Annotated in this window: 13 protein-coding genes; 9 read left to right on the forward strand and 4 right to left on the reverse strand. The window is 55.2% G+C overall.

All coding sequences use genetic code 11. The features are described 5' to 3' along the window. The first annotated feature begins 91 nt into the window (after positions 1–91). Both OZN62_RS06755 and OZN62_RS06760 read left to right on the forward strand, forming a co-directional pair. Positions 92–1,453, forward strand: coding sequence for a DNA cytosine methyltransferase (locus tag OZN62_RS06755; RefSeq protein WP_269102061.1), 1,362 nt, complete (start codon positions 92–94; stop codon positions 1,451–1,453). An 88-nt stretch (positions 1,454–1,541) separates the two neighbouring features. Continuing rightward, entirely contained in the window at positions 1,542–2,171 is a 630-nt protein-coding gene (locus OZN62_RS06760; RefSeq protein ID WP_269102062.1) for a hypothetical protein, read from the forward strand. Positions 2,172–2,215: 44 nt separating this feature from the next. Here the strand turns inward: OZN62_RS06760 and OZN62_RS06765 are convergent, their stop codons facing one another. Next, complete coding sequence (locus OZN62_RS06765) at positions 2,216–2,869, reverse strand: uracil-DNA glycosylase (protein ID WP_269102063.1); 654 nt, start codon at positions 2,867–2,869, stop codon at positions 2,216–2,218. 26 nt (positions 2,870–2,895) lie between these two features. Beyond that, positions 2,896–3,612: a DUF6994 family protein gene (locus tag OZN62_RS06770; protein ID WP_269102064.1), complete on the reverse strand. Its 717-nt coding sequence runs from the start codon at positions 3,610–3,612 to the stop codon at positions 2,896–2,898. A gap of 154 nt (positions 3,613–3,766) precedes the next feature. On the opposite strand from OZN62_RS06770, the gene OZN62_RS06775 reads away from it, so the two are divergent. Continuing rightward, entirely contained in the window at positions 3,767–4,555 is a 789-nt protein-coding gene (locus OZN62_RS06775) for a hypothetical protein (RefSeq protein WP_269102065.1), read from the forward strand. 32 nt (positions 4,556–4,587) lie between these two features. After that, on the forward strand, positions 4,588–6,360 hold the full coding sequence (locus OZN62_RS06780; RefSeq protein ID WP_269102067.1) for a hypothetical protein: 1,773 nt from the start codon (positions 4,588–4,590) through the stop codon (positions 6,358–6,360). A 28-nt stretch (positions 6,361–6,388) separates the two neighbouring features. On the opposite strand, the gene OZN62_RS06785 is transcribed toward OZN62_RS06780, so the two are convergent. After that, positions 6,389–6,919, reverse strand: a complete 531-nt coding sequence (locus OZN62_RS06785; protein WP_269102068.1) for a hypothetical protein — start codon at positions 6,917–6,919, stop codon at positions 6,389–6,391. 162 nt (positions 6,920–7,081) lie between these two features. Here OZN62_RS06785 and OZN62_RS06790 point away from each other — a divergent pair, with 162 nt between their 5' ends. The 5 genes from OZN62_RS06790 to OZN62_RS06810 all read left to right on the forward strand — a co-directional run bounded on the left by OZN62_RS06790 (position 7,082) and on the right by OZN62_RS06810 (position 13,470). Further along, positions 7,082–7,714, forward strand: coding sequence for a tyrosine-type recombinase/integrase (locus OZN62_RS06790; RefSeq protein WP_269102121.1), 633 nt, complete (start codon positions 7,082–7,084; stop codon positions 7,712–7,714). 293 nt (positions 7,715–8,007) lie between these two features. Continuing rightward, positions 8,008–9,423, forward strand: coding sequence for a hypothetical protein (locus OZN62_RS06795; protein WP_269102069.1), 1,416 nt, complete (start codon positions 8,008–8,010; stop codon positions 9,421–9,423). A gap of 396 nt (positions 9,424–9,819) precedes the next feature. Then, positions 9,820–10,803: an acyltransferase family protein gene (locus tag OZN62_RS06800; protein WP_269102070.1), complete on the forward strand. Its 984-nt coding sequence runs from the start codon at positions 9,820–9,822 to the stop codon at positions 10,801–10,803. Between the two features lie 151 nt (positions 10,804–10,954). Then, positions 10,955–13,153, forward strand: coding sequence for a putative bifunctional diguanylate cyclase/phosphodiesterase (locus tag OZN62_RS06805; protein WP_269102071.1), 2,199 nt, complete (start codon positions 10,955–10,957; stop codon positions 13,151–13,153). A gap of 53 nt (positions 13,154–13,206) precedes the next feature. Then, the gene (locus OZN62_RS06810) at positions 13,207–13,470 is read left to right on the forward strand and encodes a PilZ domain-containing protein (RefSeq protein ID WP_269102072.1); all 264 of its coding nucleotides are present in this window, start codon (positions 13,207–13,209) and stop codon (positions 13,468–13,470) included. 444 nt (positions 13,471–13,914) lie between these two features. Here OZN62_RS06810 and OZN62_RS06815 read toward each other — a convergent pair whose 3' ends face one another. After that, positions 13,915–14,382 (reverse strand): hypothetical protein, encoded by a 468-nt coding sequence (locus tag OZN62_RS06815; protein ID WP_269102073.1) that lies wholly within the window; start codon positions 14,380–14,382, stop codon positions 13,915–13,917. Between the last annotated feature and the right edge of the window lie 13 nt (positions 14,383–14,395).

The raw sequence follows: 14,395 nt of genomic DNA on the forward strand, positions 1-14,395 counted from the left end.
ATGGTGTGTGAATCTGCGGCTCCCTCGGTTGACTTTGGGCCTGCAATCGGGCCCTTCAGTACTCATGCAAGCTAACAATCTCGGCCCGACCATGATCGACCTCTTCGCAGGTTGCGGAGGGCTTTCGCTAGGCATGGAAAATGCTGGCTTCACCCCGGTGTTCGTGAATGAGCTTAACGAGCACGCCATGGAAACTTACCTCGCAAATCGGCATCACGAGGTTGGCGGCAAGCTCTTCCGAGACCAAGATCACTTGCGCTGCAATGATGCGCACGAACTGGAAGGCGAGCGGCTTGAAAAGCTTGTCAGGGACCTTTCAGAGGTTGGGATCACTTTCCCCACGAAGGAAGAGGCTGACGCGGGCAATGGGGGCAGCAGCCTCGAACTGCTCGCAGGAGGCCCCCCCTGCCAAGGGTATTCGGGGATCGGCCATCGCCGTTCCTACTCCGTAGATAAGAAGGACATTCCTTCGAACCAGCTATACCAGCGCATGTCGGCAATTATCCGCCGTGTCCGCCCAAAGGTATTTCTCTTCGAGAACGTGCGTGGACTCCTGTCTGCCAAGTGGACAAAGGAAGGAGGCCGGAAAATCTGGCCAGATGTGCTGGACGAGTTCCGGAGTATACCTGGTTACGAGGTTCGATGGTCGCTTGTTAGGGCCGGAGATTACGGTGTTCCGCAAAACCGTCCGCGTGTCCTGCTCGTCGGAATTCGCGATGACTTGGTCGAGGGTAACTCGGTCATCGACATTGCTGCTGACGAGGAAGACGCAGTCGCGTGTGGGTTCCTCCCTAAAGGTGAGCCATCAGATTGCCCAGGCCTTGAGGAATTGTTGGGGGATCTTGAAGACCCCAGGGTCAAAGACGTTCTCAAGAGTGGAGACTATCCCAAGGGTAAATTCGAGACGACAGAATACCCCTCTCCGCCAGCAACAGAGATGCAACGCAGGATGCGTGCCCCTGCAACTGGGAGCGCTAGCAACGTGCCCGTGACGCTCACTGACCACGAGTACTCCAAGCACGGCATGAAGATCGTCGAGAAATTCTCCTACATGATCCGAAACAACGGCGAGATTCCCGACTGGGCCAAGACCAAGAAATTCGCCCAGAGGGTGCTCCCGAGGACGTGGGGCAATCGGGGGCCGAGCATCACCGCGACATCCCTGCCCGATGACTACGTTCACTTTTCACAGCCGCGTTCGTTGACCGTCCGCGAGTGGGCACGGCTCCAACTGTTCCCTGACTGGTACGTCTTCAAGGGCAAGCGGACTACCGGGGGCATTCGCCGCGCAGGCAATCCCCGGGAGGGGGTCTTTGACCGCGAGGTCCCAAAGTACACGCAAATTGGCAATGCCGTACCAGTTGGCTTGGCGGAGCGTGTTGGCAATCACTTCAGGAAGGTCCTCGAAGATGCCGAGGCGCGAGTCGACGAGAAGAAGGCCGAAGCTGCCTGATCCGCTCTGGACTCCTGCTGGCCAAGACCAGCTGAAAACAGGTGAGAAGCTCAAGCTTACGCGGTTACGCAAGGACCTCTTAGACTGGATGGCCGAGCATGGGCGGCACTTCCCATGGCGTTCATCCTCGGCTGGAACTTACGAGAAGATCGTCGTCGAGGTGCTCCTCCAGCGCACCACCGCCAGCGCGGTCGCCAACTTCTATTCTTCCTTCTTCGAGAGGTTTCCCACGTGGGAAGACCTCGCGGTTGCCGAGCCCGCCGATCTAGAACATTTCCTGAAGCCGCTTGGTCTTTGGCGACGGCGGGCGCAGTCGCTCATCGGACTTTCTCGCTATGCAGCCTCGAGGTCCGGCGATTTCCCGGCAGATCCAGAAGGGCACCGTGATATTCCCGCAGTCGGGCAATACGTCTCTAACGCGATCACCATCTTCCAACATGGAAAGCCGGCGCCACTCCTAGATACAAACATGGCGCGGGTTATTGAGCGGTTCGTTAGACCGCGGCGGTTGGCTGATATTCGTCACGATCCGTGGCTACAGAAAGCCGCGCATTGGTATTCTCGGTGCGCGAATCCGGCAGAGGCAAACTGGGCTATCCTCGACTTCGCGGCTCTCGTCTGCAAAGCGCGGAATCCGAATTGCGAGAAGTGCCCCGTGCGGAATCGATGTAACTATCGCCTTGGCCGCAGGCGTAGTTCGAGGCGCACTAAAGGCTAAGAATGCAGAGGACGGGTCCGATCTTCGGCAAACACGGCAATCCTTCAAAACGCATCTGATGTATTAGTCCTTGTTGCACTCAGGCACTCGGCTACCAGCCTTAGCTCGTCGACAAGCTTGTCTCTGTTGCGTGGGTCACGGTTGATTGAAAGCGGGCTTGGATGCCGCGTTTCGAAAACGGGCAGCTCGAACTGTACCAGTTTCCCCAACGCCTGGGCCTTCTTGCCCATCAACACGATGCACTTGAGGCTTGGGAAGTGGCCCAATAGCTCCAGTGTGAAAGGCAGCGCCTCGACAAGGTCAGACTGTTTCGCAGGCCGGATCTTCGACTGGTCCGAGTTTCCAATGTACCAAGGCACTGCATTCCAAAGCGCGGCTTGCGAACGCTCAAGGCCGGCCTCGAGCTGGAGCCGGAACTGGTTGGCCGCGGTCTCGTCGTTGTTGTCCCTTGAAATGAATTCTGATGCCAAGGCCTTGGGCCCGGGCGCCTCGAGGAGGAACAAGGCTTCCGCTTTGATACCACCGTCGTGAGGGTCAAAATATGGGACTTGGGCTCCTGCCGGCCCTTCTCTACGCAATCGCTCAACATAACGCGTCAAGGGCTCGACGTGCGGCTCTCTAATCAGCGAGCGCTTCGCTGCCCGCGTGCTCTCGTCCTTGTTCGCTTTTGGTTTTTGAGGTGGCTGAATCCATGTCATCTGGTGGGCCTTAGCATTACGCCTCTCTAAGAGAGCAGGCGCGCATACGCTTCGATGCGCTCGTTCCGAGCGACAACGAAGTTTGCGACGGCTTTCATGTACGCCCGGTATTCGTCGACGGTCGCAGGCAAAGGTCCTTGGTCGAAGTCCTCGAAGGGAAGGAAGAACCGGACACTCTTGCCCGGTCCCGCCACCAAGTCTTGGAGTAAGAAGAAGTCAACGTAGCCTTCAAAGTCTTGGAAGATCTCAAAGAAGTCGGCGTACCTTGCAAGGACTTCGCGCAGAGGGCTTTCTTGCCCATCGTAATGCCTGCGGATGCATTCCAAGGTGAGGTCTGCGCGGTCCCTGATCTTCCGATTGAGACCTCGTGCTCCATTGATCGTTGGCTTCCCATCGACCCGGTTGGAAGGAAAGATGATGTATCCACCAATCGTGCTGCAAATCGCGTAGAACTGTTCAAGTTCTGCAATTGGCACCCGCGACACTACTGGCCTTGTCGCCTTGATGTAGCGATAGGTGTGCACGAACGAGTCACTAGAAAGCGCGAATTGGCCTAGCGCTGAATCGTGATGCAGATAGATCCTATATCGATCGCGAGTTAGCTCAAACGGGGTGCCGCCGGGCAATAGCTTACCCCAAAGCAGTTGATGGTACCGCCGCAGTGTCGGGCTATGACGATCGGGATCTCTCCCCTCCGGTGTGTCTGAATAGACGTCGAATGTCGTGTCGATGAGCGGCGTCATAGCTATTATCCCCCTAATCGGTAGCCAGAGAATGCGCCATGCGTCCAGCTTGTCTGGCTGGCGGCTCGCGCGATACGGAGCTTCGTTTACTCTTACTTCCCGCGGCAAGCTTGTTGGGCGCTTGAGGTGTCAGAGCATCAAGGATTCCACGAGCTTGGCCACCTACAAGCCAGATTTATGCTTTGACAGCGGCGTCCGAACGCCCATCATGTTCCCAGACCGGGTGGAGGGCGCTAGAAGCTTGATGAAGGTCCCATTTAAGAAAAACGTGGTCTTGATTTCCCTCGTCATCGCGATGGGCATGGCCATCTTCTTTGTTTCCCAGGCGGAAAAAGAAAACTGGCTACCAGTTACGTTATTGATCGGCCTGATCGGCTGGGTTGTCATGCTGTCGACGGTCTACTTGAGCGACCTATTCAAGCTCTCAGACTTCGAGCAGCGTAGCATTGTAAGCGGTCGATCACTTGCCATCCTAACTGCTGCGACCGCAGCCGCTGCCAGTGCCCAGACAACTGTGACACCTTTCATCGAGCCAAAAGCCGCGCAAGAAAGTACGCCCCTTATCATCGAAAGGACTGTCGCAGACTCAAATCGGATCTTGCAGGGCATGGAACGGCAGGCAGATAATCGAGCAGAGTTGGCCGGCCGCATTAGTGGGCGATGGGGCCGCGCCAATTGCAGGACGATTCTAGATTTCGAGTTAGAGAACGACACTCTGCAAATCTCGGCGTTGAAGATCGAAAATGGAACCACGGACTGGGAGTTTGTCGGCACCATTCTCTCGGCCAGAAACGATACTCTCGAAGTCAGGGCTGAATTGCCGGTTGAGGCACTTGGACAGACTGCAAGCTTTGAACTCGATGATCAGGGGCCGGTTCACACGTTAACTTGGAATGACCGCACAAATCGGGATTCGATCGTGGAGTTGGTCAGGTGCGAGTAACCCAGCAGATCGCAATTTTCGTGGGATACGCCGTGGCCTTCACGCTATCGTTCCCGCAAGGGGCATCAGCCCAGACCATGCCCGAGTTTCTTCGGCCGAGTTCCTCGGCAGAGCGTCAGCTCCTCACGGAAAGAATCCGAGAAGAGGCCGAGGGACGACAAGTCGCCGAGGCTGCAATCATTCGCATAGCCCAAGCTATCGAGATTGAGCTCCCAGGAAGAAATTACGACGCCTTCGTTGCCCTGCTAGTGCAACGCCTAGACCAGTTCGAGGCCCTTCTTGCAGAGAACGAACGCTTGAAGGCTGAAAGAGAAGTTATCCCAGAAATCTCGGAGCTCTTCTCAGACTACCAGGCCCTCGACACCGCACTAATGCTCGCGCAAGCTGGCGAATTCGAACAGGCCTTGGAACTCCTGGCCCGCAAGCAGCATGAAATCGAGATGCGTAACGAGTTTCGCCAGTCTCCTTGGCGATCCATCGTTAGAACACGGCACGCTCTTGCCGAGTTAACCTCCGACTATGAACGAGCGTTTCAGGTCAACGTCGAAGCCGCGGAATTGCTTGACTTGAGGATGAGATCCGAGAGAGCCGGGCTCTACTTCGATGCGGCGATGGTACGCTGGCGCGAGGGACGGAGCACAAATAGGCTACCGCCGCTCGTAGCGGCGTTAGACATCTTCGAGTCGAACGTTCTTCCGCTCCTTGACCCTGCCCAAGATGAGCAACGCTGGCCTTGGTTCGCAGCCATGGCGAACAGTGCAACGATTTGCTCGGAAGCAAGCAGGATGTCTGCCACCGCCGACTTGACCACTAGATGCAGAGAGCTGGCGCAAAATGCGCTCGATGCTTTGGATCGAGAGGAGGCACCGGAAATCTGGATCAATCAACTTCTATCTGTCGCGCAGATCTATTCTCTCCAGGCAAGACAGACAAATTCCTTGGAAAGCTATCAGACGGCACTGTCGCTAATTGACCAATGCCTTCAGGAAATCTCTTCCCGGGGATTAAACCAAGATTTCTATTACATGCTCCTCTCAGAGCGAGCCAACGTCATCCAAGAAATCGGTATTTTAACCGGAGACGAATCTTACATACGCGAGGCAATATCGGCCCAAGACCAAGTCGCAAGTTATTACCTTTCCCACGAAGACTGGGACAAATGGATGATGGTCACGATAAACCGAGGGAACTCCATTTATAACTTGTATTACGACTACGATAATATTCCCCTGTACGTAGAGGGAATTAACAACCTAAAGGCCGTCGTTGAAGCGCTAGAGCTAGTCGAAGCCAGCACATCATTGATGATTCTAGCCAGCGGGACTCTGGCTAGCCTGCAGCAGGTCTATGGAGTCCTCGCTGAGGACGGCGCTTCGCTTCGAGACTCCGTTACCACATACTCGTCTTCACTTGACCTGCTCGACCCAGAGACGGCGCCCTATGACTGGCATCGCATCACGCTCAACCGCGCTCAATCGATGTTGGCATATTGGTCCCTGACAGGAGAAGTCGATGCGGACGATCCCGTGATGACCGAAGCGATGATTTCGACGCTCTTTGTGCAAGAGAACTCGATCGTAGAACTCCATGACCTCGCAATGACCACCTACCTCGAATATCGGCTCTTCGTGTGCCTTCATGACTCTGGCCAACCGATACCAAGGAATCGACAGCCTCGAGGAGAAGATGGACAAGCGGGTTACCTTTATTTTCGCTTCGAGGATATGACCGCCGAATCTTGCTCCCTATTCCTTCCAGACGATTACTTGGAGATACGGGAAAGCGAAGCCTCGAGCCCCGCTTAACATAAGATAACTTGCCAACCCGGCCGGCTCATTCCTCCTCCGGGTTTGCCGTGCCGAGCTCGATACCCCTGACCCAGCGCTTCCGGCCGACCTTGCACTCGTGCAACGAGATGAAGAGGTCCCGCGAAGAACCCAGAAGCGCCATCCACTGTTCGACCAACCAGGGTTTGATGAACAGGCTTGTGCGCCAGAGCGGCTCGCCCTTCGCCTTGTCGAGAACGCCGAGCCCATCCGGCGGTTTATAGACGGGCACTTCCCTCCCCCGATAAGTTCGGAAGCGCGGCGCACCATGCTTGTCGAGCGCCGTGATGTCCGCCAGCCTTGCATCGAGATCGCGCGCAGGAGATGCCTCGCCGTAGAGCGTGATCTCGCAGCAATCGTCTTCCCGCTCCTCGGGCGCGGTTATCCTGCCCCGGACAACCAGGGCATTGCGGAATTCGTAGACGGGCTGGTCGTCCAGCGTTTGGAAGGCGTATTGCGGCTCGTAGGCGTAGTGATTGACCCTCGCAGAAACAGATGCCTCACAATCCTCCATCACGATGGACAGGTGCGTATGCACTTCTGCAGTGGCGCGCTTTCGTCTTCCGGGTCCTGGCATGGTCTCCTCCCGCTTCCCTGGCGCCACGTTATCACGCCAAGGCTCCGTCTTGCGAAGGACGCCGATTTCTTAGGCCCTGCAAGCCGAGGTTCTCCGCGGCCATTCCGGCCAAGGAGAATCATGATGGAAATCTCGCGATGCACTCAAGCGGTCCATGACCGCGTGCCCTGGAACCTGGGAACCAGGGTCGGGCCAAAACGCCCGTTCACTCAGAAGCAAATCTGGGCGATCCGGTTCTTTCTCGATCGCGAGCAGCGATTGAGGGACAGGGCCCTGTTCGACCTTGCGATCGACAGCAAACTTAGAGGCTGCGACCTGGTCCAGCTGAAAATTGGTGATCTGGTCAGCGGCTCTGAAATCAGGAGAAGAGCTGCGATCACCCAACGCAAGACAGGAAGACCAGTGCAGTTCGAAATCGCTACAGACGCGCGGGCGAGCTTGGACGCGTGGTTTGAAAAGCGAGGCGGTTCGTTCAACGACTATGCGTTCCCGAGCCGCGTCGACAGGACGAGACACTTGAGCACACGCCAATATGCAAGGCTCGTCGACGAGTGGGCCCTCGCAATAGGTCTTCGAGCCGAAGATTATGGGACGCACTCACTACGCAGGACCAAGGCTTCAATCATCTACAAGGCGACTGGTAACCTAAGGGCGATCCAGATCCTGCTTGGCCATTCGAAGATAGAAAATACGGTGCGATATCTTGGCGTTGATATCGAAGACGCCCTGACCCTGGCTGAAGAGACAGAGATCTGACCAAACTCGGGCGCTAGTTCAGATCGAGCTGGCGTCCGCTATTGGGTGGTTAGCGGACATACCTCTTGAGCACCTGGCTGGCGACTGAAGCTCTCGCAGTAAACCTATGTGTAGCGGGATCATAATCCGCGTTTCGCGGGCTCGAGTCCTTCCTCAGCTACCAATCCAGCTTCAGCCCGATCCCGGGTTACCAAAGCTGCCAGCTCGTTGATTGATGCTGGTGTGTGTCTTAGCCTCAATGCGTTCGCGCCCGGGCGCGCCACTCGCACATCAGTGATCAGGAGAGCAGGTTCGTGACAATCAGGCCTTTAGCCGCGGCGATCATGTTGGCTACCGCGCAAGGTGCAAGCGCCGAAGACAGTGCTCCCCCGGTAACTATTGATATAGTCGAAAGCGACGCCGGCGAATGGACTGTGACCTACAACTTTGTCGAACCGCAGCGAGCGCTTGTCCTCTCACAGGCTCCTGTCGTTTACCGCGAATGGCAACCCTTGAGCGACGGGGTGTCCATGTGGCGGATCGGTCAGATGGAAGGCTTTGTGTTTGATGAGCCGGGCACCTCGGCAACCTTTCGTTTCACCCCGCATACCGGCAATCTACCGGCAGCTTACACACCATTCCTACCGTTCAGCGATGGCAGCTTCGGTGTGCTGACCGGGCAGTTTCGGGTCAAACCGCTTGCCAATCTTGATGACGCCACAAGATTCGATGGGACCGGAGAGGATTGGGCTGAGCCGGTTTTGGAATCCTCTGTATCGTTAAGCTCGCCAAGACGTGGCGATGCCTATGTTGGCCGGCCCTCAGGCGTCGATGGCACCTATATTTTCGTAGGTGACTCCGAGCCAATCGAGGGTGCAAACTTTGCCGGATATGTGGATGACGGTTTGCCCACTTGGCTGGTTGAATCATTTGACTCCGATTTGGGTGTTATCTTCACCGAACTTGCCGATGGCTGGGGTATCGAACTGGCCGAGCCCGCGCGGATCCTGATGGTTTTCAGGGGCTATGAAACTGAAGGATTGAGCTTGGGAGGCGGCGCAATCGGACGCTTGCTTTCGCTGGAAATGGGCGGCGCCGATCTGCGCGAGCCAATACCCGAGATCCGAACTTATGTACGTTGGTTCCTTGCCCACGAAGCGGCCCATGTCTTTCAACAGGAACGGGGCAATATACGCGCCCTTTTCGCTGGCGAGGGCGGGGCTTGGGTCCATGAAGGATCTGCCAATACTTTCTCGCACAATATAGGCGCGAAGCTGGCGGATGATCCTGAAGCGTTTCTTTTCGAGGTATATGGCGAGGCTTACCGCGATTGCCTCGCACACCTTGAAGATGCCCCGCTATCCCGCGCGAGTGAGATGCAAAACTTTCGCGCCAGTTACGCGTGCGGAGACCTTATTGCGCTTGCTACTGATGCAGCCTTGCCTGAACACAACCTCTACAATGTTTGGCGCGCCTTGCAGGCAGCTTCCGAGGACGCCGATGAAAGTGATCGCGTAAGCCTGTATTTCAGGGTGCTTAGAGAACTTGGTGCAACCGAGACGGATATCGCGATATTGCGGCAATTCGCGACCGAACAGCCAGAAGACGCCCAGAGCTTCCTGATCGATACCATGGCTCACTTCGGTCTGCCGCTGACCCTGGATGACGAAAACCAGTTTGTTTCGCTAAAACTTCGCTCCGAAGCCGATATGCTGGCATTGTTCGAGTAGATGAGAAACGTGCCGTTGGAATCATAATCCGCGTGGCGGGGGTTCGAGTCCCTCCTCCGCTACCAGCAAGCAGTAGCTACGTGGATTGCGAAGCCAACGCCTCGCAGCAGTTCATCCCGGTGTCTGCTCTTGGGTCGTTAGCCGACCAGCCCCTTTCGGCTGGCAACGCAGCAAAGCAGACTGTCAGCTTTCAGGAGAGCCGTATGGTGGCTACTTGGGCTGCTCTTGGGTGGAAAGCAGACTTGGTACCCTACCGCTACAAGGCGATTACAGGACCGATTCTGGCGGAGTCAGTCTTCAAAAATCTCAGGCTCCTTCGCGCATTTTCTGCCGCTGTCGTGTTGCGACGGTAGCGAACGATTTAATAACCCGCATTTGGTAAGCTGCCTTTCGACGATGCTAGGGACTTATCGAACCATTTTGGCGCTAATGGTCGTGCTTGCGCATACCGCAGTATCGCATGTCGGTATTGCAAGCGTGTTCGGCTTTTATGTCTTGTCTGGCTACTTAATGACTGCGGCTTGCAGAGGTGTCTATCGAGGACGAATCGGAGCTTTTTGCGCGAACAGGCTATTACGAATTTATCCTTGCCACATCACGTGCCTTGCCCTCGCGGCGACAGTCCTAATGCTTGGTGGCGAGCCGCGTTTCGGAACCGAGCAGGTTCCTCAAACAACGATAGACTGGTTGCGCAATATTTTCCTAATCGACGTCCGTTCGGGCGCGCGGCTCAATCCAGTCACCTGGACAATTATGGTGGAGTTGGTCTTCTACTGCCTAATTCCGTTCGTCGCTGTTACTCGGGAACGGCTGGCATGGTGGCTGGTTGTTAGTGCCGCGCTTTGGCTGCTTTCAGACAGCGAAAAATTGTATACGTTTGCAGGTGCAAGCCTGCCATTCGCCCTTGGTGCTCTAATTACTTACATGCCGAGGCTGCGACCAATGCAGGTGTCGTGGCTGGTGGGAGCTTCACTAACCGGGATGGCCATACTTTATTCGGCAATTGTCTCGGGCACTAAACACGATTTGGTGTCGCTATGGGTTTTGCCGTTGATTTGTATGCAGGCTCTGGCGGTATGGGGATTGAGCCACATTCCCCGACAAGCTTGGGATGATCGAATAGGCGAGCATTCCTACCCGATTTATCTTGCCCATGGTTCGGTGCTTTGCATTTTGACTGCGATACCATTCTTCGATTTCGCAGACGGTTATCAGAAGCACTGGGCCATGTTCTTTGCCGCACTGGCGCTCGTGGTACCGCTTTCATTCGCCTTGGTTCATCTCGTAGAACGACCAATAAGCAGCCTTCGGGCGCAAGTTCGCGCATTTCGGGCACAGGCCGACCCAAAAGACCTAAGGTTGCCGCTACACCGCGCCTGACTATTACGGCCCCTATTGGGTCGATGTCTGCCGGTCGGTTTTTTGGGGGAAACGGACGTCTGATTTAGCCTAATGCGACGGTAACCAATCTTACATGACTATATGAGAGATAGGAGGGAGAGCGGGTCGCACGCTATCGATTGGTTCCATTATGTCATTCGAGAACTTCCGAAAGTCCTTCAGGGATTCTTTGGGCTCCAAAGCGAGCAAAAGTGTATCGGCGAGAGATTCAGACTTCTCGATCATTAGGGAGATTGAAGAGGTCGGGGTCGGAATTTTCTGGGCGTCTGACATTGATGGCAGCATCGCTTACCTGTCAGAGAACGCGATAGCCTCTTTGGGTTGTGAATCGGCAGATCTCCTCGGCCGACCGTTGGTAGAGGTATTCCGGGACTGCGGTAGCGCAGAATGTAAAGGCGAAAGCCGCAATTTGGCATTTCGTCTTCAATCTAGGACGACCCTTGATAATTTGATCGTTAAGGTTGCGCCTGGTCAAGGCGCTGAAGCGCGAGGCACTCGTTACTGGCGCATTTGCGGCGCCCCATTCATGAATGAAGAAGGCGACTTCAAAGGATATCGGGGAAACGCTACCGATGTCACAGAAGAGTTCAGAGCGCAGAAAGAAATTGCAAGACAGTCGCAATACGATGAGCTTACCGGTTTAGCCAATCGACGTCGCTTAAGCGAGCGACTGGCTGGGATATTGCAGTCATTCAAGGGACGCAGCTGTGCCTTGATGATGCTCGACCTCGACCGCTTCAAACAAGTGAACGACACTATGGGCCATCCGGCCGGTGATGAATTACTCAAGCAGGTCGCAGATCGTCTCAAGGCACTGGTAAAGGATATCGGTGAAGTGGGCCGACTAGGCGGAGACGAGTTTCAAATCCTCCTTCCAGACTTCGAGGATCGTGGTGAGCTGGGCGAACTTGCGGGACGTATCGTGCAGATGTTGTCTCAGCCCTATTCGATCAACGGCAGACGGGCCAACATTGGAACATCGATCGGGATCGCGATTGCCCCGTTCGACGGCATAACCGCAACTGAGCTGATCGGTTCTGCCGATATGGCGCTCTACCGGTCCAAGGAGGATGGCCGGGGCCTGTATCGCTTTTACACGGCCGAGCTTCGTGATGCGGCCAACATTGGCCTTCGTCTCGAAGAAGAATTGCGCGATGCTCTCGAGAGCGGTGAGTTGAACATGATATATCAACCGCTCGTCGACCCGAGGACAAATCGGGTGAAGTGCTTCGAGGCATTGATGCGTTGGAATCACCCCCAAAAAGGAGCGATTTCACCCTCGGTGTTCATTCCGATTGCCGAAAGAAGCGACCTCATTCTTAAGCTTGGAGAATGGGCCCTTGAGCAAGCCTGCCAGGATGCGGCGCAGTGGCCGGATCATCTGCGAGTGGCAGTGAATGTCTCGGCGAAGCAATTCCTGCAGGCCAATATGCCCAAACTTGTCGCGTCGACGCTGAAACGGAGCGGGCTTGCGCCCTCACAATTAGAGCTTGAGGTCACCGAAAGTGTATTCGTTGGCGGCGTTGACGCCGTTGACCAGACCTTCGAGAAGCTCGACCGTCTGGGTATTCGATTGGCCATGGACGATTTCGGCACCGGATATTCCTCGTTGGGTTATCTCAAGCGAGCGCCATTCGCCAAGATCAAGATCGACCAGAGTTTTGTGCGAGGTTGCACCGAAAGCGGCGATTCAAATCCAGCGATCATCTCGGCTGTCGTAGCACTTGCGGGGGCACTTCAGATGGAAACCGTCGCAGAGGGCGTTGAAGCTATGGACGAGCTGGCACTCGTAACGGAGCGCGGGGCAGACTTGGTCCAAGGCTATGTATATTCTCATCCCTTAAGTCAGGACGAGATCCTGGCGAAATTTGCTGAAGGGGAGTGGATCTTCAAGGCTGAAGGGCCTCCTCGCTATCGGACAGATCGAATGTCAATTTATCGCAGGGCCGGTCTTATTCACGAAGATCACTACTACGATATCATGCTGCGAAACTTGTCGAAGACAGGTGCCAGGATTGAAGGGCTGGCAAACGTTCCGGTGGGGACCGAGGTTGTTCTCGATCTTGGTGGCGGGCAACTTGTGGTCAGCGAAATCATTCATTCGACTGAATCTAGCCAAGGCCTGCAATTCGAAACGCCTCTGATAAGCGACGGATACAGCGGCTTTATGACCCGCCATCGGGTTTCGCCGTATCTACTGGCAGAAGCTGGTATGCCTCTCGCGGCGCTTGGAGCGGGCAACACTCCCTTTGTTCGCCAAAGCACGCAGCCGCAACGACCGCCGAAATTCATTCAATTAAACCCGACGCCAAGGGCTGGCATAAATTGAGAGACGAACGCGCCCAAAGGTATGAAGACCGTCGAGCCAGCGACCGACGGTCCGTGTCCATTGATGCCATGATGAAAGACGGTAGGGGCGCTTACTGTCGTGGGGTCATCAAAGACATTTCCGAAGGTGGTTGCTATATCGAGATTACGGTCGGTATCCCAATAGTCTACTGGCACTACGCGATCAAATTTGCCGGCATTGAAGCACAGGCGGTTTTCACAGCGTGGACAAGCGATGGAAAGGCGGGGTTGGAGTTCTCCAAACCTTTATATTCGCCAATTGTGGACGATCTTGTTAGCCGTTTCCCCAACCATTAGCTGACGATATTAAGTAGAAACTCTTTCTCTAGCGAATACCATGTTGCTGCATTCCGAGAAAATTTCCGCCTAAATTCAAGAATGAGGTCGCGATACCTCCTTTATCCAATCTGCAGCTTGTTTCTCCCGAGTTCATGCAAGACTCATCCAAAATTAACCCAAAGACGTTACTGCATTCTATGGCGCCGCCCAACGCGACCCATCCCTGCAGCGCCCAAACCCCTAGGCCCCGCATTGAACCTGCGGGGCCTAGATTTTTATCTGCTACTGATAAATCGTTTCTCGAACATAAGGCTCTTGCTGCACGGCAAAGGGGCGAGCAAGCGGTACTCTCGACGAACGTCTGAAACTGGGTCGTAAGCAGACGTTCCGAGCCTCGACCGTCCTAATGTCCGCTAACGACCCAAAACCAGCCGGTCGGGTGACGACCCAAAAAACGCCATTCTAAACGCCAAAGTCACCGTATAGCGACACCAGAAGTGTAGCAGTTGCTAGCGCCAAAATAGCATAAAGAAGGCGGTTCTGTTGTCGTGCCGAACCTGAGATCGCGTCATTAGTATTGACCGTTATTTTATCAGTTGCCTGTCCGAGACCCTCTCGCAAACCATCCTCTAGCCTCGCTCCGACCGCTTTTACCTGCTCACCTATCGCTTGTATTTCACCCCTAATCTCGCCGAAATCCGTCTCGGAGAAGATTCGCACAGCTTGCGAGAGGGAGCCCGACGCAGCTGAGAGGCTCTCCTGACATCCAGCGAGGCTGTTCGACAAACCGTCCAACAATTCGGCCGTCTCGGTGAGCTTCCTATCAGTGCCTTTCAGTCGTCCCTTCAAGTCTGCGAAAGACTCAAGCTCGGCCACAGCTTGCTCAAGCGCTTCTTTTGCTTGCTCAACCTCACGTTCTAAATCCGCCATTACCGTCATGCGT

The sequence above is a fragment of the Aurantiacibacter sp. MUD11 genome (genome assembly GCF_026967575.1).
Classification (GTDB): domain Bacteria; phylum Pseudomonadota; class Alphaproteobacteria; order Sphingomonadales; family Sphingomonadaceae; genus Alteraurantiacibacter.

What these genes read in the sequence shown, in the direction of transcription:
- OZN62_RS06815 (WP_269102073.1), bottom strand. Translation starts at nt 14,382, where the DNA reads ATGGCGGATTTAGAACGTGAGGTTGAGCAAGCAAAAGAAGCGCTTGAG.
- OZN62_RS06800 (WP_269102070.1), top strand. Translation starts at nt 9,820, where the DNA reads ATGCTAGGGACTTATCGAACCATTTTGGCGCTAATGGTCGTGCTTGCG.
- OZN62_RS06805 (WP_269102071.1), top strand. Translation starts at nt 10,955, where the DNA reads ATGTCATTCGAGAACTTCCGAAAGTCCTTCAGGGATTCTTTGGGCTCC.
- OZN62_RS06760 (WP_269102062.1), top strand. Translation starts at nt 1,542, where the DNA reads ATGGCCGAGCATGGGCGGCACTTCCCATGGCGTTCATCCTCGGCTGGA.
- OZN62_RS06770 (WP_269102064.1), bottom strand. Translation starts at nt 3,612, where the DNA reads ATGACGCCGCTCATCGACACGACATTCGACGTCTATTCAGACACACCG.
- OZN62_RS06765 (WP_269102063.1), bottom strand. Translation starts at nt 2,869, where the DNA reads ATGACATGGATTCAGCCACCTCAAAAACCAAAAGCGAACAAGGACGAG.
- OZN62_RS06755 (WP_269102061.1), top strand. Translation starts at nt 92, where the DNA reads ATGATCGACCTCTTCGCAGGTTGCGGAGGGCTTTCGCTAGGCATGGAA.
- OZN62_RS06790 (WP_269102121.1), top strand. Translation starts at nt 7,082, where the DNA reads ATGGAAATCTCGCGATGCACTCAAGCGGTCCATGACCGCGTGCCCTGG.